This window comes from Methylobacterium sp. 285MFTsu5.1, from assembly GCF_000383455.1.
Taxonomy (GTDB): domain Bacteria; phylum Pseudomonadota; class Alphaproteobacteria; order Rhizobiales; family Beijerinckiaceae; genus Methylobacterium.
The window spans coordinates 33,263-51,541 of the sequence record NZ_KB911289.1; the positions used below are offsets into that span (position 1 = coordinate 33,263).

Annotated in this window: 24 protein-coding genes; 16 read left to right on the forward strand and 8 right to left on the reverse strand. The window is 73.3% G+C overall.

Annotated elements, in window-relative coordinates:
- Positions 1–348 precede the first annotated feature (348 nt).
- The 3 genes from H288_RS0123845 (at position 349) to H288_RS35730 (ending at position 1,221) form a co-directional block, all read left to right on the forward strand.
- Positions 349–630 carry a hypothetical protein gene (locus H288_RS0123845; RefSeq protein ID WP_020095099.1) on the forward strand — a complete coding sequence of 94 codons (282 nt, stop codon included), beginning with the start codon at positions 349–351 and terminating at the stop codon, positions 628–630.
- A 129-nt stretch (positions 631–759) separates the two neighbouring features.
- The gene (locus H288_RS0123850) at positions 760–972 is read left to right on the forward strand and encodes a TOBE domain-containing protein (protein WP_020095100.1); all 213 of its coding nucleotides are present in this window, start codon (positions 760–762) and stop codon (positions 970–972) included.
- Between the two features lie 105 nt (positions 973–1,077).
- Positions 1,078–1,221 (forward strand): hypothetical protein, encoded by a 144-nt coding sequence (locus tag H288_RS35730; RefSeq protein WP_020095101.1) that lies wholly within the window; start codon positions 1,078–1,080, stop codon positions 1,219–1,221.
- Positions 1,222–1,266: 45 nt separating this feature from the next.
- On the opposite strand, the gene H288_RS0123860 is transcribed toward H288_RS35730, so the two are convergent.
- The 5 genes from H288_RS0123860 to H288_RS0123880 form a co-directional block, all read right to left on the reverse strand.
- Positions 1,267–4,506, reverse strand: a complete 3,240-nt coding sequence (locus H288_RS0123860) for a CusA/CzcA family heavy metal efflux RND transporter (protein ID WP_020095102.1) — start codon at positions 4,504–4,506, stop codon at positions 1,267–1,269.
- 11 nt (positions 4,507–4,517) lie between these two features.
- A complete protein-coding gene (locus tag H288_RS0123865) occupies positions 4,518–5,903 on the reverse strand; it encodes an efflux RND transporter periplasmic adaptor subunit (protein WP_020095103.1) in 1,386 nt (461 codons plus the stop codon).
- A 134-nt stretch (positions 5,904–6,037) separates the two neighbouring features.
- Complete coding sequence (locus H288_RS0123870) at positions 6,038–6,409, reverse strand: hypothetical protein (protein ID WP_020095104.1); 372 nt, start codon at positions 6,407–6,409, stop codon at positions 6,038–6,040.
- A 63-nt stretch (positions 6,410–6,472) separates the two neighbouring features.
- Positions 6,473–7,513, reverse strand: coding sequence for an AraC family transcriptional regulator (locus tag H288_RS0123875; protein ID WP_020095105.1), 1,041 nt, complete (start codon positions 7,511–7,513; stop codon positions 6,473–6,475).
- Positions 7,514–7,778: 265 nt separating this feature from the next.
- On the reverse strand, positions 7,779–7,958 hold the full coding sequence (locus H288_RS0123880; RefSeq protein WP_020095106.1) for a hypothetical protein: 180 nt from the start codon (positions 7,956–7,958) through the stop codon (positions 7,779–7,781).
- Between the two features lie 207 nt (positions 7,959–8,165).
- Here H288_RS0123880 and H288_RS35735 point away from each other — a divergent pair, with 207 nt between their 5' ends.
- The 4 genes from H288_RS35735 to H288_RS0123900 all read left to right on the forward strand — a co-directional run bounded on the left by H288_RS35735 (position 8,166) and on the right by H288_RS0123900 (position 9,758).
- Positions 8,166–8,342 carry a hypothetical protein gene (locus H288_RS35735; RefSeq protein ID WP_020095107.1) on the forward strand — a complete coding sequence of 59 codons (177 nt, stop codon included), beginning with the start codon at positions 8,166–8,168 and terminating at the stop codon, positions 8,340–8,342.
- 36 nt (positions 8,343–8,378) lie between these two features.
- The gene (locus H288_RS0123890; RefSeq protein ID WP_020095108.1) at positions 8,379–8,621 is read left to right on the forward strand and encodes a hypothetical protein; all 243 of its coding nucleotides are present in this window, start codon (positions 8,379–8,381) and stop codon (positions 8,619–8,621) included.
- 173 nt (positions 8,622–8,794) lie between these two features.
- Complete coding sequence (locus tag H288_RS32785; RefSeq protein WP_020095109.1) at positions 8,795–9,160, forward strand: hypothetical protein; 366 nt, start codon at positions 8,795–8,797, stop codon at positions 9,158–9,160.
- 337 nt (positions 9,161–9,497) lie between these two features.
- On the forward strand, positions 9,498–9,758 hold the full coding sequence (locus H288_RS0123900; protein WP_020095110.1) for a hypothetical protein: 261 nt from the start codon (positions 9,498–9,500) through the stop codon (positions 9,756–9,758).
- A gap of 19 nt (positions 9,759–9,777) precedes the next feature.
- Here H288_RS0123900 and H288_RS0123905 read toward each other — a convergent pair whose 3' ends face one another.
- Together H288_RS0123905 and H288_RS0123910 are read right to left on the reverse strand one after the other, a co-directional pair.
- A complete protein-coding gene (locus H288_RS0123905; protein ID WP_020095111.1) occupies positions 9,778–9,957 on the reverse strand; it encodes a hypothetical protein in 180 nt (59 codons plus the stop codon).
- A 222-nt stretch (positions 9,958–10,179) separates the two neighbouring features.
- A complete protein-coding gene (locus tag H288_RS0123910) occupies positions 10,180–10,662 on the reverse strand; it encodes a DUF2721 domain-containing protein (RefSeq protein ID WP_020095112.1) in 483 nt (160 codons plus the stop codon).
- Between the two features lie 1,009 nt (positions 10,663–11,671).
- On the opposite strand from H288_RS0123910, the gene H288_RS0123920 reads away from it, so the two are divergent.
- Positions 11,672–12,502 (forward strand): porin family protein, encoded by an 831-nt coding sequence (locus H288_RS0123920; RefSeq protein WP_020095114.1) that lies wholly within the window; start codon positions 11,672–11,674, stop codon positions 12,500–12,502.
- Positions 12,503–12,680: 178 nt separating this feature from the next.
- On the opposite strand, the gene H288_RS0123925 is transcribed toward H288_RS0123920, so the two are convergent.
- Complete coding sequence (locus tag H288_RS0123925; RefSeq protein WP_020095115.1) at positions 12,681–13,262, reverse strand: hypothetical protein; 582 nt, start codon at positions 13,260–13,262, stop codon at positions 12,681–12,683.
- 192 nt (positions 13,263–13,454) lie between these two features.
- On the opposite strand from H288_RS0123925, the gene H288_RS0123930 reads away from it, so the two are divergent.
- The 8 genes from H288_RS0123930 to H288_RS0123970 all read left to right on the forward strand — a co-directional run bounded on the left by H288_RS0123930 (position 13,455) and on the right by H288_RS0123970 (position 18,236).
- Positions 13,455–13,670, forward strand: a complete 216-nt coding sequence (locus H288_RS0123930) for a hypothetical protein (RefSeq protein WP_020095116.1) — start codon at positions 13,455–13,457, stop codon at positions 13,668–13,670.
- Positions 13,671–13,711: 41 nt separating this feature from the next.
- Positions 13,712–14,716: an SDR family oxidoreductase gene (locus H288_RS0123935; RefSeq protein WP_020095117.1), complete on the forward strand. Its 1,005-nt coding sequence runs from the start codon at positions 13,712–13,714 to the stop codon at positions 14,714–14,716.
- 157 nt (positions 14,717–14,873) lie between these two features.
- Positions 14,874–15,140: a hypothetical protein gene (locus H288_RS0123940; protein ID WP_026605238.1), complete on the forward strand. Its 267-nt coding sequence runs from the start codon at positions 14,874–14,876 to the stop codon at positions 15,138–15,140.
- Between the two features lie 193 nt (positions 15,141–15,333).
- Positions 15,334–15,561 (forward strand): hypothetical protein, encoded by a 228-nt coding sequence (locus tag H288_RS0123945; protein ID WP_245274569.1) that lies wholly within the window; start codon positions 15,334–15,336, stop codon positions 15,559–15,561.
- A gap of 165 nt (positions 15,562–15,726) precedes the next feature.
- Positions 15,727–16,269 (forward strand): sigma-70 family RNA polymerase sigma factor, encoded by a 543-nt coding sequence (locus H288_RS0123950; protein ID WP_020095120.1) that lies wholly within the window; start codon positions 15,727–15,729, stop codon positions 16,267–16,269.
- Positions 16,266–17,108: an anti-sigma factor gene (locus H288_RS0123955; protein ID WP_020095121.1), complete on the forward strand. Its 843-nt coding sequence runs from the start codon at positions 16,266–16,268 to the stop codon at positions 17,106–17,108. Before H288_RS0123950 ends, H288_RS0123955 begins: the two co-directional genes overlap by 4 nt.
- 70 nt (positions 17,109–17,178) lie before the next feature.
- Positions 17,179–17,871 (forward strand): helix-turn-helix transcriptional regulator, encoded by a 693-nt coding sequence (locus tag H288_RS0123960; protein ID WP_020095122.1) that lies wholly within the window; start codon positions 17,179–17,181, stop codon positions 17,869–17,871.
- A 137-nt stretch (positions 17,872–18,008) separates the two neighbouring features.
- A complete protein-coding gene (locus tag H288_RS0123970) occupies positions 18,009–18,236 on the forward strand; it encodes a DUF1127 domain-containing protein (protein ID WP_020095124.1) in 228 nt (75 codons plus the stop codon).
- Positions 18,237–18,279: the final 43 nt, after the last annotated feature.

Below are 18,279 nucleotides of genomic sequence, written 5' to 3' on the forward strand. Positions count from 1 at the left end.
TGGTCTTGGCCAAAGCGTACATGTTCGACCTCCTCGCGGAGCCCGATAGGCCGCAAGCGAATTCAGTCACCACGATGGAATGCAACGCGTCCGAATATTCAAACAGATTCTGCGACGGAATGCAATTGTGCCGGGCGGCTCAACTCCGTACATAAATCAATACATTGCCTCGCGGGACGGGCTCGCGCCCCGTCTTCGATGCAGAAATATCGCATCGCAGCAAGTATTGTCCCGCAACCCCGGCGCCCGCGCCGGTCCGGTCGCGGCGGCGTGAACGGGATCCGGCCGGCCGCGTTGCCCCGGTACGCCCGGAGAGGCGGCCTGGGGAAACGCTTGCAGGATTCGCACATGAAGACGCTGATCAGCCTGACCGTCGCCGGCCTCCTGGCGACAGGCGCGGCCGCCACGGCCGCGGAGAATACCGGGACCCGCATGCAGGGTTCGCCCAACGCGGCCGGCTACACGGGCCAGGGCGCGACGGGCAAAGGCGAGACGACGGGCACGACGACCGGATCTCCGGGCTCGGAGATGCCGAAGCAGGACGGCCGGATGAAGGGGCCGCCGAACGCGGCCGGATTCCAGCCCGGCGGCAGCGATGGCGGCTCGGCCGGAGCCTCCGGCCGTCGCTGATCTTGCCCTGCCCGGGGCCGCTGCCCGGCGGTCTCCAGGCCGGGGACCCGGCGTCGTGATTGATGCCGAGGCCCCGGCCGCGATAGGCCTGGACGGCGGCCGGACGGGCCGCGCAACCCGGAAGGTCCCATGAAACACGGCGCGCGCAACGACATCCCCGCCACGGTGACGGCGATCAAGCGCGGGGACGTGATGGCCCAGGTCGAGGTGGAACTGGTCGGCACCGCCTACCGCATGGCCTCGGTCATGACGGTCGACTCGCTGGAGGAGCTGGGCCTCAAGGAAGGTGACACCGTCCACGTGCTCGCCAAGGCGGTGAACGTGCTGCTGGTGAAGCCGTAGCGGCCTGCGCGGCCGGCATACCGCCGTCATCCCGTTGTCATCCCGTCGTCATCCGGCCGGCCTAGGGCGGCGCCTCCCGCCCACCCGACCGGCTGCGCTCACCCGATGGATTGGTTCGACCTGCCCGAAGACCCCCAGCCGCCGTCGGCCGCCGACGAGAGCCGGATGCGGCTCTACATCGCCGTGGGGCTGATCGGCATCGGCGCCCTCGGCATGGTCGGCGGGATGCTGCACATCCTCCCCGCCTGACGACCGTCCCGCCCGGCGACGGGCGCGGCCGCGGCGCGGGCGCCGTCAGGCGGCGCGATCCGCCACCGGCTCCGCCGTGGGCGCGGCGCGGTCGGCCGGACCGGCGCGCCCGAACCGCGCGTAGAGCGCCGGCAGCACCACCAGGGTCAGCAGGGTAGCGCTGATCAGGCCGCCGATCACCACGGTCGCCAGCGGCCGCTGCACCTCGGCCCCGGTGCCGGTGGCGAGCGCCATCGGCACGAAACCCAGGGAGGCGACCAGCGCGGTCATCGCCACCGGCCGCAGCCGGGTGAGGGCGCCCTCGCGGATCGCCGCCCGCAGCGGCCGGCCAGCGGCGACGAGCTGCTTGATGAAGGTCAGCATCACGAGGCCGTTGAGCACCGCCACCCCCGAGAGCGCGATGAACCCGACCGCGGCCGGCACCGACAGCGGCATCCCCCGCAGCCACAGGGCCGCGCTGCCGCCGGTGAGCGCCAGCGGCACCGCGCTGAACACCAGGAGCGCGTCCCGCGCGCTGCCGAGCGCCGAGGTGAGCAGCAGGAAGATCAGGAAGAAGCACACCGGCACCACCACGGTGAGCCGCGCCTGAGCCGAGGCGAGGTTCTCGAACTGGCCGCCCCAGGTGACGTACGAGCCCGCCGGCAGGGTCACCTGCGCGGCGACCTTCGCCTGCGCCTCCGCCACCAGCGAGCCGATGTCGCGCCCGCGGACATTGGCGGTGACCACGACCCGGCGCCGGCCGTTCTCGCGGCTGATCTGGTTCGGCCCCTCGCTCACCGAGAACTGCGCCACCTGCCGCAGGAGCACGGAGGCGGCCTTGCCGTTCGCGCCCGGGGGGAGGGGGACGGGCAGGTTCTCCAGGGCCTCCCGGTCCTCGCGGACCTGATCGGTCAGGCGCACGACGATCGGCACGCGCCGGTCGCCCTCGAACACGACCCCGGCGTCCCGGCCCCCCATGGCGGCGCCGATCACGTCCTGGATCGCCCCGGTGCTGAGGCCGAGCCGGGCCGCCTCGGTCCGGTCGATCCTGATCTCGAAGACCGGCAGGCCGGTGATCTGCTCGACCTTCACGTCGTCGGCGCCCGGGATCCCGCGCAGGATCGCGGCGATCCTGTTGGCGGTCTCCAGCATCGGCTCGAAGGCGTCGCCGAACACCTTCACGGCGAGGTCGCCCCGTGTCCCGGCGAGCAGCTCGTTGAAGCGCAGCTGGATCGGCTGGGAGAACTCGTAGACGTTGCCGGCGAGCTCGCTCAAGGACGCCTCGATCCGCTCCTGCAGTTCGGCCTTCGACAGGCCCGGGTCGGGCCAGTCCGCCTGCGGCTTGAGCATCACGAAGGTGTCGGAGGAATTCGGCGGCATCGGGTCGGTGGCGACCTCGGCGGTACCGGTCTTCGAGAACACGTAGGCGACCTGCGGGAACTTGGCGATCGCCCGCTCCACCTTGAGCTGCATCGCCTGCGACTGGGTGAGGGAGGTGGACGGGATCCGTGTGGCGTTGAGGGCGATGCTCTTCTCGTCGAGCTGCGGGATGAACTCGGTCCCGAGCCGGGTGGCGAGCAGCCCTGCGCCCGCGAGGAGGAGCAGCGCCGTCCCGACAAACGGGGCGGGCGCCCGGATCGCCGCCGCGAGGACGGGCCGGTAGAGCGCCTTCAGGCCACGGACGAGGGGGTTCTCGGCCTCGGTGACCCGGCCGGTCAGCGCGATGGCGATCAGGGCCGGCACGAAGGTCAGCGACAGCACGAAGGCCGCCGCCAGGGCGAGGATGACGGTCAGCGCCATCGGCTGGAACATCTTGCCCTCGACCCCCGTGAAGGTCAGGAGCGGGACGTAGACCAGCATGATGATCGCCTGCCCGTAGAGGGACGGCGCGATCATCTCCTCGGCCGAGTCCCGCACCGTCTCCAGGCGCTCCTCCAGCACGAGCGGCCGCCCGAGGGCGTGCTGCCGCTCGGCGAGGTGGCGCAGCGCGTTCTCGGTGATGATCACCGCCCCGTCGACGATGAGCCCGAAATCCAGCGCCCCGAGGCTCATCAGGTTCGCCGAGATCCTCCCCTCGACCATGCCGGTCACGGTCATCAGCATGGCGGCCGGGATGACCAGCGCGGCGATCAGCGCCGCCCGGATGTTGCCGAGCAGCAGGAACAGGACGACGATCACGAGGGCCGCGCCCTCGGCGAGGTTCCTGCCCACCGTGCGGATCGTGGCCTCGACGAGCTGCGTCCGGTCGAGGACGGTCTGGACGACGATGCCGGGGGGCAGGGCCCGCCGGATCTGGTCCATGCGGGCATCGACGGCGGCCGCCACCGTGCGGCTGTTCTCGCCGATCCGCATCAGGGCGGTGCCGATGACGGTCTCCTGCCCGTTCTCGCTCGCCGAGCCGGTGCGCAGGTCGCGCCCGATCCGCACCGTGGCAACGTCGCGGATCCGCACCGGCACGCCGCCGCGGCTCGCCACGACGACGTCGGCGATCGCCTCCGGGCTCTCCAGGCGGCCGGCGGCGCGCACGACGTAGCTCTCGCCGTTATCCTCCAGGTAGCGGGCGCCCTGGTTGGCGTTGTTGGCCTGGAGCGCCCGGGCGACGTCCGCGAAGGACAGGTCGAGGGCGGTGAGCTTCGTGGGGTCCGGCTGGACGTGGTACTGCTTCTCGAAGCCGCCGATCCCGTCGACGCCGGCGACGCCCGGGACGGACTTGATCTGCGGCCGCACGATCCAGTCCTGCACCGTGCGCAGGTAGGCGACCTGCTCCAGTTCCGTCCTGAGCGCCTGGCCCTCCGGGGTCCGGTAGCTCCCGTCCGGCTGCCAGCCCGGCCGGCCCGCCGGCACGGTCGCGCGCTCAGGCAGCGGCGCGTACTGGACCGACCACATGTAGATCTCGCCGAGCCCCGTGGAGATCGGGCCCATCCGCGGCTCGACCCCGGAGGGCAGGTCCTCCCGCACCTGGGCGATACGCTCGGCGACCTGCTGGCGGGCGAAGTAGATGTCGAGGGACTCGGCGAAGACCGCGGTGATCTGCGAGAAGCCGTTGCGCGAGAGCGAGCGGGTGTACTCGAGGCCCTTGATGCCCGCGAGCGCCGTCTCGACCGGGTAGGTGACCTGCCGCTCGACGTCGGCCGGCGACAGGGACGGGGCCAGGGTGTTGATCTGGACCTGGTTGTTGGTGATGTCGGGCACGGCGTCGATGGGCAGCCGCGTGAGCGCGGCGGCGCCGAAGGCCGAGGCCAGCAGCACGAGGAGCAGCACCAGCCAGCGCTGGCGGACCGAGACGGCGAGGATGCGGCTGATCATCGTCCGTCTCCTCAGTGGGCGTGGCCGGCGTCGGCCTTGCCGAGCTCGGCCTTCAGCAGGAACGCGTTGCCGACCGCGATCTCGGCGCCGGGCTCGAGCCCGGCGGTGACCTCGTAGGCCTCGTCGTCGGAGCGGCCGAGGGTGACCGGCCGCTTCTCGAACCCCTCGGCCGTGCGCGCGAAGACGACGCTCCGGCCCTCGACGGTCTGGACCGCCGCCTTGGGGATCCGGACCGGGACCGAATCCTGCGCGATCTCGACCTCGGCGGTCACGAAGGTGCCGGGCCGCCACGCGAAGTCGGGGTTCGGCAGGGCGACCACCACCCGGGCCGAGCGCGTGTCGGGGTTGAGGAAGGGGCTGACGAAGATCACGCGGCCCTCCGCCCGGCGCTCCGTCTCGCCCGTCCGGCCGGGCGTGACCGTCACGCGGGCGCCTTCCCGGACCTGGGCGAGGTCCACGGTCGGCACCGACAGCTCGATCCAGACCGTGGAGAGGTCCGCCACCGTGTAGAGGTCGGCCGGATCGCCCTCCTTGCCGACCGCCGTGCCGACATCGACCTTGCGCTCGACGATGCGGCCGGCGAGCGGCGACCGCAGGGGATAGCGGCGCAGCGTCGACTGGTTCGGCGTCGCCTCGTCGCGCTTCTGGGCGGCCGCCACCTCGGCGGCGTCGAGGCCGAGCGCCGACAGCTTCTGGCGGGCGAGGTCGACCCGGAGCCGGTTCTCCAGATAGGCGGCCCGGGCGGTCTCGAACGCGGCCTCGGAGGCGCTGCGCGAGGCGAGCAGCTTCTGCTGGCGCTCGAAGTTGATCGTCTGCAGCTCGGCCTGGACCTGGGCGGTGAGGTACTCGCTCTTGGCGTCGGCGACCTCGCGGCTGTCGAGGATGGCGACGACCTCGTTCGCCTGCACGGCGTCGCCGAGGCGCTTGCGCATCTCGGCCACGGTCCCGACCACCCGGGCCGGGACCCGGGCGATCCGGTCGGTGTCGGGCGTGATCGTGCCGGGGACGAGGAGGTGGCGCGCCAGCGTGCCGCCCTCCACTCTGCGCGTGACGATGTCCTGGCCGGCGACCTGATCGGGCCGCATCCGGATCGTGCCCGCCTCGTGAGGCTCGTCGGCGCCGTGCGCGTCGCCGTGCTCGTTGCCGTGCGCGTGGTCGTGGTCGTGGCCGGCGTGATCGTCGCCCGCGTGCGGGTCGGGCGCGGCTTTGGGCCGGTCCGGTGCGGCCGCCGCGTAGCGCTGATCGTGGTCGTCGGCCGGGGCTCGGGCGAGCCCGACGGACGTGAGGGTCTGCCGGAGACGGTCGGGCAGGGTCGGGGCGCCGGGGGCGGCGGCGCCGAGGGCGAAGCCGGCGGCCAGGAGTGCCGCGGCGGCGGCCACGGACAGGATGATGCGCATGGGGAAGCTGCTCGGCCGGGAGGGCGGGGTGCCGCGCGCGGCGGTCCCGGAGGGTCCCGTTCAGGTGTCGCGTGGGGGTGAACCCGGAGCCGGTTCGGCAGCCGGGCGGAGCGCCGCCCGCGGGCGGCGTCAGCTCACGCGCGCGGAGGCCGCGGCAGGCGGTCGGGACTGACGGAGGGGCGGCCCTGGGCGAGGGCGCCCGGCAGCACCCGGCCCGGAGCGGCCGGGGGCGCGATCTCGGTCGCCTCCAGGCGGGCCGCCTGATGGCAGCCGCAATGGAGGTGCTCCGAGAGGCCGGGATCGACGGTCGCGGGCGCCGCCGGCGCGTCGAGGGCCGGGCCCTGGCCCCGGTCGTGGTGGCCGCCCGCGTGGAAGGCGAGATCCGCCGCGAGGCCGACGCCCGGAGCGGCGACGGTCAGCGCCAGGACGAGCGCGAGCGCGCGGGCGGCGAGCGCCCACCAGCCCCGCGCCCCGGCCGGGCGCCTATGCCGAACCCCGAAGGTCATCGCGGCCCTTATGATCCATCCGAGGCCGGGGGCACAAGGTCCGGGGTGCCGGCCCCGGACCCCTCAGGCCGCCAGCTTGAGGACCCACTGGTAGAAGTCGGCCCAGGTCTCGGCCTGGGCCGGCGGCTCCGCGGCCGGGGACCGGTCGGGCTCGGCCGCGGCCCGGTCGCGGACGTCCCGGGGGGCGCAGCCGAACTCCGCGCGGAAGGCCTGGGTGAAATGCGCGGGGCTCTCGAAGCGCCAGCGATACGCCACCTCGGAGATGCGGGCGAAGCGCCCGTCGCCGGTGGCGAGGTCGCGGTAGGCGCGGGCGAGCCGGCGCTGCCGGACGTAGCCGGAGACCCCCCCGAGGGGGACGAACAGCCGGTAGAGGGCGCTCCGCGAGACGCCGAACCGCCGCCCGATCGTCTCGGCGGACAGGTCCGCGGAGGCCAGCTCGGCCTCGATGAAGCGCCGGATCGCGACGAGCAGAGGCGCCCGCTCGGGCGGCTGCGTGCCCCCTCCGTCCTCCGGCAGGCCCAGGGTCGCCGCGCCGAGCAGCGCGGCGGTGGCCTCGGCCGCCGCCGCGGCCTCCGGCTCCGAGAACCCGGTCGCGTGCGCGCTCAGGGAGTGCAGGTGGTCGCTGAGCATCCGGCCGAACGGGGTCGCGCCCCGGATCACCGAGCCGTGCAGGGCGTCGAGGCCGCTCTGCCGGGATCCGAAGAGCGGGCGCGGCAGCACCACCGTGATGGCTTCGTAGTCCGTGGAGGCGGCGGAGAGCGGCTGCGACAGGTCGAACAGGCAGATGTCGCCGGGGGCGCAGTCCCGCTCCCGGCCGCCGATCGTGACCCGGGACTGCCCGGAGACGCGCATGTGGGCGACGATGTGGTCGACGCCCATCCGGGCGGTCAGGGCCCGCGCGCGCACGAACCGGAGCCCGGAGGCGCGGGCGCTGCAGACGATCGCGGTGCCGAGGTGACGGACCCGGGACTGCCCGCGGAAATCGGGTAGGTCCTCCCGGCGGATCGTGAAATCCCAGAACGGCGCGACGGCGTCGCGCCAGTCGTCGGCCTGACGATGACCCGGGCTCTCGCCCCTGAGCTGCAGGATCGGTTTCGGTCGCATCGCCCGTGTTAGTCCTGACCGGGCGCGGCCCGGTCACGCCGACAATATGGCGATTCTGTCTGCCCAGAAAAGTGGCACTCCGTTCCAATCACCGGACTCCGCGCCGTGCCCCGTCCCGGCGCGGTCGGCGAGAGGCCGGCAAGGGGCCGGCAAGGGGCCGGCAAGGGGCCGTGAAACAGAACGTCCCGCAGGCCGGGTGGCCGCGGGACGGTGAGTTGCACGGTTGTGAGGATCGAGGGCTTCGACCCTTATGGTTAACCGGCGGTTACCGGCCGCTCGGGGCCGCGCCGCTGCCGGTGGCGCCGTTGCCGGTGCTGTTGTCGCCCGCGGGGGCGCCGGGAGACGAGGTGTTGCCGTTGGGCGTGCTCTGCGCGGCGGCCATCCCGGCGCTGCCGGCAACGAGGGCGAGGGCGAGCAGGGCGGACTGAACGGTGCGGCTGGTCATGGCTCTCCTTGGATCCCGAGCGGGGTCTCGACGCGGGTCGTCGCCGTGCCGGCTTGTGCCGGCGTCGGCTGGAGAACCGCACCCCGGCGGCGCCCGTTCCCGCCGGGGCCGGGCCGGCGCGAATCGGCCGCAGCCGCCCGCGGCCGCGCGTCGGGAACACCCGCGAATCCCGCGAGCTTGTCCGAGGGTCGAGACCGGGAGCGTGGCGTGAAGGTGTTCCGGATCATGCAGGCGGCGACGGGCGCGATTCTCTGGAGCGGTGCGGCGCTCGATCCGATGGCCGCCCTCGACGCGATGGCGCGCGCCGCCGGCTTCCGCGACCGCACGCGGATCCCGAACCATCTGCGGGCCGGCGGCCTCCACGTCGAGGAACTGCAGGCCTGATCCCGCCGCGCCGGCGGACGAGTCCGGAGGGAGACCATGACCAAGCTGTTCATCGCGCAGGTGCGCGACGCGGGCGGCGAGCGGCCGCTCGTGACGGTCCGGGCCGAGGCCGAGGGCGAGGCGCGCCTGTTCCTGGCGGCCGCCTATCCGGACGCCGAGATCGCCCACGTCGCCGAGCCCGGCGACTGGACGAGCGACGCCGATACCGGATCCCGGGCCGGGGACATCCGCGAGCATGCCGGCGTCGCGTGGCAGGCCCCGTCCAGCCTGGCGGACTGAGGCGCGTCCGCCGGGCCGCGGTGCCCGTCCCGGCCGCCGGGGCCGGTGCGTACCGGGAGAACCTGAGGAGAACTTGGAGAGAACCTGGGAATAGCCTGGGGAGAATCCGGCGGTGCCGACAATTCAAGCGATCCCGTTCACGCGTCCCTAGGGCTCCGCACCGACGGTGGTGCATGCGTTCCGCCGATCCGACACCGCGCCTGTTCGCGGCCGCGGCCGCCCTCACCGGCACCGGGATCCTGATGTGCCGGACCGAGCCGTCCTGGGACGGGATCCTGATCGGCCTGTTCTGCCTCGGGCTCTGGGCCCTCGGCACCCTCGCGGCACGGCCTGGCCGACCGGTGCGTTCCGCGCCGCGGATGCGGCCCATCGTGCTGGAGGCGGTCGTCGTCGAGACGCCCCGGTTCCCGCCGGAGCTGCTGCCCGCGCCCCGCCCCCCCGCGGCCCGGGACCGTGCCCTGGCGGGCCCCTCCCGCCTGCCGGAGCTCCCGTCGCACCGGCAGCGCGTGGTCGAGCGCTACACCCGCAGGCGCGGTTGAGCGCGGCGAGGTGGCCGACCACACCGCGAGCGCGTCGCGACGGCCGACCGGCACGACGCCCTCGTAGGCGATCCGGAGACGATCCCGGACGCCGACGACGCGGCGGGCGAGGCGGCCTGACGGAGCCAGGGCGGCGTCCGACCGCCGGGCGATGCCCGTCCGCGCGGGATGTTGGGGGCGAGCGCGAGAGGCACCGCGCGGGATCGCCCGCGGGCCGGACCGATCTGGTATGGATCGCGCTCGACGCGTCGTACCGAGAGAGGCCGGCGCCCGGGATGCTTGCGCCACGCCCGTTCCGGCGGCGCGCGGGTCCCGTGACCGGACGGGAGATCGCCACATGGCCACGCCCGAGACCCAGGCGCCCTACCGGCTGCAGTGCATGATCCACCGGGAAAGCGCCGGCGGCATCATCATCCACGACGAGCAGATTCCCGGGCCCCTCGTGGAGGCGGCGGTCGCCGCCGCCAAGGCCCGCTTCGCGGAGCTGCGCGCCGGCCGCGCGGGCTCGGCGGCCCTGCGGGATTCCGCCGGGCGGGTGGTCTGGTCGGCCCGGCAGGACGCCGCGACGTCCGGCACCGGGGGATCGGCAGGCCGGTAGGCTTCGGACCGACGCGCCGTCAGGTGAGGTGGCGCGGCTCCAGATCGATCACAGGGCCGCCCACGTCGAAGAACTCGTCCTCGTACGGGAGCGCCTCGTCCAGCTCCTCGGCCTCGCGCCGCCCGAACGGGATGACCGCGGACAGGATCCCGAGGCAGAGCGCGCCGGCAACGAAGGCAATCAGGATCGCGATGCTCATGACGGAACACTCGGGCGTCGCCGGCGGCGGAGTCGGGCCACCGCGAGACTAAGGCCCGGCTCGCGCACGCCGCAACCGAAATCACCGCCCGTTCGCTCCGGATCGCCCAGCCCGCACGGCGGGCGCGGCCGCAGCGCGCGGCACGGGCTCGCCCCGCGATCTCCGGAAGACCGGGAGGCCGCCCCCGGTCGCGGAGCGCGTCCGGGCGATCCGGGACGGGCCTCACCGCGGCGTCGAAACCTGATCCTGCTGCCGGTCGACCGCGTCGCGGACGCCGCGGCCGGCCATGAGGATCTCGGTCATGAACGCCGCGATCGCCGCCACGGTGCAGACCAGCGCCGCTCCGAAGCAGGCGAACAGGACGGACGCGGTCGCCGCGTCGCGCAGCGCGCCGACGAACAGCGTGAGCACGGCAAGACCGATCAGGCCGCCCGCCAGCGAGGCCAGGACCACCGCCACGTCCAGCACGAAGGAGCGCCGCCGCAGGAAGGTCAGCCGGCGGGCGAGGCGGCCGGCCTCGGCTTCCGTCGCCCGGGCGGCCTCCGCCGAGAGGCTGTCGACCTTGTCGGAGATCCGGCCGAGGCGGGTCGAGAACACGTTGAGCAGCGTCGCCAGCGCCGACAGCAGGAAGGCGGGCGCGAGCGCCACCTGGATGATGTGGGCGATGCTGTCGGGCTCGGTCGCGCTGAGGGAGAAGCCGAACATCGGCGGGCTACGCGGGCGGACGCGCCGCGCCCCGCCTCCGCCGGCCGCCGGGACGGACGGCGGCGCGGCTCCGGACCGGGCGGATCACCACAGGAGGCCTTCCGCCTGCAGCCCGGCCACGAGCAGGCACAGCGCCGAGAGGAACGCCACCGCGAGATACGGGGCCGGCGTGTCGGTCATCGAGGCCTCCCGGCCGGCGCGGGGCCGGCATCCCCGATCCCGGTCCGGGCCCGGAGGGCCGGCATCGAAGGCAGCGCGACGGGGTGCATGCGCGTCTCCTGAAATCTCCACCGACGACGAGGCCGGCAGATAGGGCCTGCGGCGCGCCGGAAAAGCCGCGGCCGCCGCGCCGCCCCGGCGCGGCGGCGCCTTCTCCACAGGCCGGGAGACCGGCGCCGCGCCGCCGCCGATCCCCCGCGAGATCTGCCGGTTCCGAGGAGATCGATCCGGCCGCGGCCGCGCGCCAAGACCCGGCGATGCGCGATCAAGACTCGGGCCAGTCGGGCGGCCGGTTTCATCTGTGCAGATCCGCGGCCGGACGCGCGAGTGGTGCCCGCACAGAGGCGCGATGGCGTCCGAAAGCCCCGCAATACGGGACGGGATCGCGCGAGATCTGCGGCGCCGCCCGCACCCGCGCGCCCGGGGATGCGCGGGCACCACCCGTAAATTAATGTTAACCGCTCGCGGGATCGCGATCGGGCTTGCGGGCCGCCGACCGGTAGGATTTATTAAACCTCGAAGCTTCCTGGTTGGTCCTGGGAACGTTCACCGACAAACTGAAGCCCCGTCCGCTCGAGCGCGACGGGGCATTTTGTTTCTGGAAACATTCGGATACCGAAGTTCTTCTCGGGCTAGACCAGTCGATTTCGCGATGTGCTCCAGCGCACCTGGCTGTTTCGGGGTCAAAGACCCGATTCCGAGCTGTTGCAGCGATGCACTATCGCCCCGGCACGTCCTGGCGTTCTGTCCGCCCCGCACACATCCCGCCCAACGGGAGACAGAGGACCAGATGATCAAGAAGCTTCTGCTCGCGAGCGCCGCCACGGCTCTCCTGACCGGCGCCGCCTCGGCCGCCGACCTGCCGCGCCGCGCCGCCCCGCCGCCGGTGTTCACCCCCGTCCCGGTCTTCACCTGGACCGGCGCCTACTTCGGTATCAACGCCGGCTACGCCTTCGACGCCAGCAGCAACAACACCAACAGCTTCGGCGTGCCCGCCCCCTACGGCAACGGCACCACCGCCTTCTTCAGCCAGCGCAACCAGGAAGGCTTCACCGGCGGTGGCCAGGTTGGCTACAACTTCCAGTTCACCCCGGGCTCCGGCATCGTCGTCGGTGTCGAGGCCGACGCCCAGTACCTCGACTTCGGCCGCAGCCGGAACAACGCCTTCCTCGTCGGTCCGCTGGCCCCCGGCTACTACGTCACCGACCCGCGCGGCCTCTCCAGCCTCGACTTCTTCGGCACCGTCCGCGGCCGCATCGGCTACGCCTTCGACCGCGTCCTCGTGTACGGCACCGGCGGCTTCGCCTACGGCTCGGGCAGCGCCGACCGCTCCTTCGGCGGCTTCGCCGGCAACGACAGCTTCCGCACCGGCTACGCGGTCGGCGGCGGCATCGAGTACGCCCTGCCCACCGACTCGTTCCTGAACTTCTTCCGCTCGAACGCCGTGACGCTCAAGGTCGAAGGCCTGTACGTCAACCTCGACCGCAACACCCGCAACCAGGGTGCGTTCGTCATCAACGCCGCCAACAACTTCCCGGTGGTGTACAACAACATCGGCCGCCGCGACGACGAGTTCGCCGTCATCCGCGCCGGCCTGAACTACAAGTTCGGCTCGTACTAAGATCCACCCGCGCGCCGTCCCGACCACCGGGACGGCGCGCGGGCCTCTGGACAGGCCGCATCCCCTCTCGACCTGAGCATCCCCAGCCCGATCAAACTGGCCGCTTGAGCCGAGGAGCGTCCCGGGAGCCATTCCCGGGACGTCTTGCGTCGGGGGCGAGGGCCCGCCGCGGCGCGCCTCAGGCGTGGACCGCGTGCTCCAGCTGCGCCTTCGACATCCGCGACCGGCCGGGCACGTTCTGCGCCCGGGCCTTGCGCATCAGCGCGGCCTTGGTCGTTTCCGCCTTGCCGGACGCCTTGGCGGCAGACTTGCCGGTCGTCTTGCCGGACGTCTTGCCTTTTCCGGACGCCTTGGTGGACTTGCCGTCCTCGCGCGCCGCGGCGGCCTTCTCGGCGGCGGCCTTCGGCTGCTTCGAGAACTGCTTGCCCTTCCGGGTATCGGCGCGCTTCTTGGCCGTGCTGGCGGCGTATTCCGTGTCGGTCAGGCTCTCGCGGGCCTTCTTGGGCAGGTAGCGCTCGCCGGTCTTGCCGCTCTCTTTGCCAGACTTCGTGCCCCACTCCTCGTCGGTCCATTGCTGGAGATGGTTGTCGGCCGACTTTTTGCCGGCGTAGCCGCCGCCTTCCTTCTTGTATTCGGCGGTCGCGATCTGCGCCTTGCGCGCCGACCACTGGCCGGGCTTCCCGCCCTTCTCGGACTTCGTGACCTGCGTCTTGACCTTGTCCCACAGTTTCGGGTCGGTCTTCTTGGCGGTTCCTGACATCGGCGCCTCGTGAAAAAGATTTGGCAGACAACACGGGCCCCGCGGCCGTGTTCCTGCGGCGCGTTCGCCCGACCCGCACCCTCCCGCATCTCCACCCGCGCAGCGTCCGCCGTCGTGGCCGGGGCCGCCGGATACGCCGGCCGCCTGACGGGTTGGCCCTCAGGGGATCAGGCCCATCGCGAGGGATGCAGCATGGCGGACACGCCGGACGACACCCAGGCCGAGCGGATGCCGCACGGCGAGCCGGAGCGCGCGGGCCTGGCCGACAGCCCCCGCGACACCGCAACCGGCACGGTCAGGCCGCAGGACGGCCCGATGGAGCGGGCCGGCACCGAGAAGGAGGAGGCGCGCCAGGGCGGGACCAGCCTCGGCGCGGAGCGCGACCGGCCGGGCGGAGGCCGGGGCTGAGCACCGCCATCGAGACAGCACGCGAGAGAGGAAGACGCAGCATGCAGATCCGGCACAAGCCCCTGCGCGAGCAGGTGATCGTCATCACCGGCGCCTCCAGCGGGATCGGCCTCGCCACGGCCCGGGCGGCCGCCCGCTGCGGCGCCCGCGTCGTGCTGGCGGCCCGGAACGGCGCCGCCCTCGACGACATCGTCCGCGACATCCAGGAGCGCGGCGGCGAGGCCCGGGCCGTCGTGACCGACGTGTCCCGCCGCGAGGATGTCGAGGCGCTGGCCGCAGAGACCGTGCGCGCCTACGGCGGCTTCGACACCTGGGTCAACAATGCCGGTCTCTCGATCTTCGGCCGCCTCGAGGAGGTTTCGGACGAAGACCATCGCCGGCTGTTCGACGTCAATTTCTGGGGGATCGTCTACGGCTCGACGGTGGCGCTGCAGCACCTGAAGCGGACCGGCGGCGCGCTGATCAACCTGGGCTCCGTCGCCTCCGACCTCGCCTTGCCGATCCAGGGCATGTACTCCGCCTCCAAGCACGCGATCAAAGGCTTCACGGACGCGCTCCGGATGGAGCTCCAAGAGGAGGGCGCCCCGGTCTCGGTGACGCTCATCAAGCCGGCCTCGATCGACACGCCGTTCCCGGAGCATGCCCGGAACTACATGGCGCAGGCGCCCAAGCTGCCGCCGCCGGTCTACGACCCTGCCGACGTCGCCGACGCGATCCTGTACGCCGCGGAGCACGGGCCCCGCGACCTCTACGTCGGCGGCGGCGGCAAGCTGATGAGCGCGCTGCGCAAGCGGGTCCCCGCGGCGACCGACTGGATGGGCGCCCAGGTGATGTCGCGGAGCCAGACGGCGGGCGCGGCCGGCAAGCGGCGGGACGGCGCCCTCCACGCGGCCGGCCGCGACGGGGCCGTGCGGGGCGGCTCGCCCCATCACGTCATGCGCAGCGCCTACACCCGGGCCTCGATCAACCCGGTCCTGACCGGGATCCTGCTGGCGGGGGCCACCGCGGCCGCGGCCTCGCTGCTGGGCCGCGCCGACCGCCGCTAGAGCCCCGCCGCGGCGCCCGCCCCCGCGCGGGCGCCGGCCGGAATGTTTGTTTCTAGACGATGATGGCGGAGGTCAGCCGACATTCAGGCCCGATGACCATTCTGACCGGGTCTTGCGCCGGGCCGAACTGGCGCGGAGCCGAACAGAAGGTCTGATGATGATGCACGTGAAGATGATCGCGGCCGCCGCGGCTGTCGTCGGCGGCCTCGGCCTGGCCTCCGCCGGCGCGGCGCCCCTGGCGCCCGCCGGCGCCGATACGCTCACCGGCCCCGCCGCGGTCAGCACCGTCGCCTTCGGCTGCGGCCCCGGCTGGGCGCCCGGCCCGTACGGGCGCTGCCGGCCGATCTACCGGCGGCCGCGCTTCTACGGCCCGCGCTGCTTCTTCCGTCCGACCCCGTGGGGACCGCGGCGCGTCTGCCGCTAAGGTCGCGCAGGCACGCATCCCGACGCGCGGGTCCGGCGCCGAACCGTGACCCGACCCGCGGGTTGATCCAGGGGCAGGTCCCGTCTCCGAGGAGGCGGGGCCTGCCCCTTCCCGTTGGCGGTGATGCGGGCCGGCAGCGCCGGGGATGCCACGACCGGGACCGCGGACGGTCCCGCTCCGGTTGGACATGGCCATGGCCCAGGATCAGAGCGGCGGCGCGAACCCCTCGGCGGCGGAACGGGCGGCGGCCGAGCGCGTCGCCCGCAAGCGCCTCGGTCCGGACGGCTGCCCGGAACCGGCACCCGACCGGCGATCGCCGTCCGGACAGGCCCGCCGGAGCGAGGCCGCGGCGCCGGACCGCCGGGCGCCTCCGGGGCGGCCGGTCGCGACGCGCCACCGGCCCGAGAGGCTTCCCGAGTAGCGCCCCGAGTAGCGCCCCGAACATTCGCGTGCCCGGACGCGGGAATAAAGCCCGCCGCCGCCCGGTTCCCGATTGTGTGGCACAAGGCTGCAGGCAGGAGCGCGAGGGCAGGGACCCCATGGCTTCGCAGGCTCTCGACGGGGCGGGCCCGGCCCAGCCGCCGACATGACGACCCTGGCGCGCGCGCGCTTCAGCCAGCTCGTTCTCCCGCGCTTGGACGAGGGCTACCGGCTCGCGCACTGGCTCACCGGCAACGCCACCGACGCCGAGGACGTGATGCAGGAGGCGTGTCTGCGCGCCTACCGGGCGATCGAGGGGTTCGCCGAGGGCAATGCCCGGGCGTGGTTCCTGACCATTGTCCGCAACACCGGCTATTCCTGGCTGCAGCGGCACCGGCCGCGGGCGGTGGTCTTCGCCGACGACCTCGCCCCCGAGGCCCGCGCCGAGCTGGAGATCGGGGGCGCCCTGACCGAGGTCCCGGAGACGCCCGAGGCGACCCTCATCGCCCGCGACGACGCGGGGCAGCTCGCCCGGGCGGTCGAGGCCCTGCCGGTGGCCTTCCGCGAGGCGCTGGTCCTGCGCGAGTACCACGGCCTCAGCTACCGGGAGATCGCCACGGTGACGGGGGTCCCGATCGGGACCGTGATGTCGCGCCTCGGCCGCGCGCGGCAGCACCTGCTTGCACGGCTCGCGAAGGACGGGCGATGACCGACGACGAGACCCTCCTGCTCCTCAGCGCCTACGCGGACGGCGAGCTGTCGCCCGGCGAAGTCCTGGCCATGGAGCGCCGTCTCGCGGCGGATCCCGACGCGTGGGCCCTGGCGGAACGCCTCCGCGACCTCTCGGCCACCCTGCGCGGGCCCCTCGCGGGGCCGCCCGCCCCGGAATCCCTGCGGGCGCGCGTGATCGAGCAGATCGGCTTCACCGACCCGCCCCCGTCGCGCGGCCGCCTCGGAGGCCCGCTCGGGACCCGGCTCGGGTCCTGGGTCGGGACCTGGGTCGAGGCCTGGCTCGAATCCTGGCGCAGATCCCGGCAGGCGCTGGCCGCGACGCTGCTCGTCGGCCTCGTCGGCGGGGCCGCGCTCGGCAGCGGGATCGTCTATCTCGACCGCCCCGACGGCGCCCCGGATACCGGCGCGGCCGTGCTCGCCGGCCATCTCCGCGGCCTCGCGGCGCCCCAGCCCTTCGACGTCGCCTCCTCGGACCGGCACGTGGTGAAGCCCTGGTTCAACGGCCGGACCACCCTCGCGCCCGAGGCCCCCGACCTGTCCGACAAGGGCTTCCCGCTGGTCGGCGGCCGGGTCGACATCGTCGGCGGAACCCCCGTGCCGACCCTGGTCTATCGCCGCGACAGGCACGTCATCAGCGTCACGGTGGTCCCCGCCGCCGACGGCCCCGGCGCCGGCGAGGAGCGGCGCGACGGGTCCACGATCGAGCGCTGGCACCTCGGCGACCTCACCTACTGGGCGGTCTCGGACCTCAACCGGCGCGACCTGCGCGCCTTCGCCGACCTGTTTCAGTCCCGGACCGGGGGCCCGCCGGGATAAGGCGGGAATAAGGGACGCCAGTTTCGGGTTATTACTGATATCGTGATGTCGATCCGGCGAGGATCCCAGCGTGATCAGTCAATCCCACCTGCACACCCGCAGAGCCGAAACGATATCCGGGATCGGCTCCGCCCAGGAGCGGCGGGTTCAGGCCGGCGGCACCCCGGCCTTCCCGGACCCGACCCTCGTGGAGGCGGCGCTCCATCTCCTGGCGGAGCATCTCGAGCAGGGGCTGGCGGTGACCGACCGGTACGGGCGGGCCCATTTCCTGAACCGCGCGGCGCAGGCCTTCGTCACGCGCGGCCTCCTGTGCCTGGAGCACGGCGGCCTGCGCGGCGCGACGCCCGAGGACAGCGCGGCGCTGCGCCGGGTCATCGCCCGCTGCGCCGCGGGCCATCGCGGCGGCTCGGTGCGATTGGAGGGCGCGGGCGGGACGCTCCTGGTCGCCGCCTCGGCGATTCCTGGGACGCTCGGCCCGATCGGCGAGGGCGCGGTTCTCCTGCGTCTCACCGACCCCGGGACCCCGCGCCTGCCGGATCCCGGCATTCTCCAGGACCAGTTCGGCTTCACGCCCGCGGAGGCGGCCCTGGCCGTCGACATCCTGGCCGGGAACGACCTCGCGGCGAGCGCGACGCGCCGCCGGATCACCCGGAACACGGCGCGCGTGCACCTGCGCCACCTGTTCGAGAAGACGGGGACGCGCCGCCAGGCCGAGCTGGTGCGCCTGCTCCTGCTCTGCCCGCAGCCGATCGCGGACGCCTAGCGCACTCCGGCAAAAATATTCGCGCCGCGCGCCACCCTTAATCCGAACGGAGGATGCGCATAGTCCGCATTAAAGCGACGCTGATCCGGCCGATCGTGGACAAACCACGGATCTTTCGGCGCAACGGAGGCTGGATCATGATCCTCTCGTTCCTGAAATCTGCCCGGAAGAGCCGCATCGCGGCGCGAAATCTTCGCATTCTCTCGGCCCTCGACGACGAGATGCTGAGCGACATCGGCCTCGACCGGCGCACACTCCGCACGTTCTGCGAGAACGGCTGCGCGCACGTGCCGCCGCCGCCGAGCCAGGCCGAGACGCCCCGGGCCCTGATGATACCCGGTGGGCTCGGGATCGCCTTCCGCTGAACGCCCGCCGCACCGCCCGCTGCACCGCCTCGGGTCCGGCCGG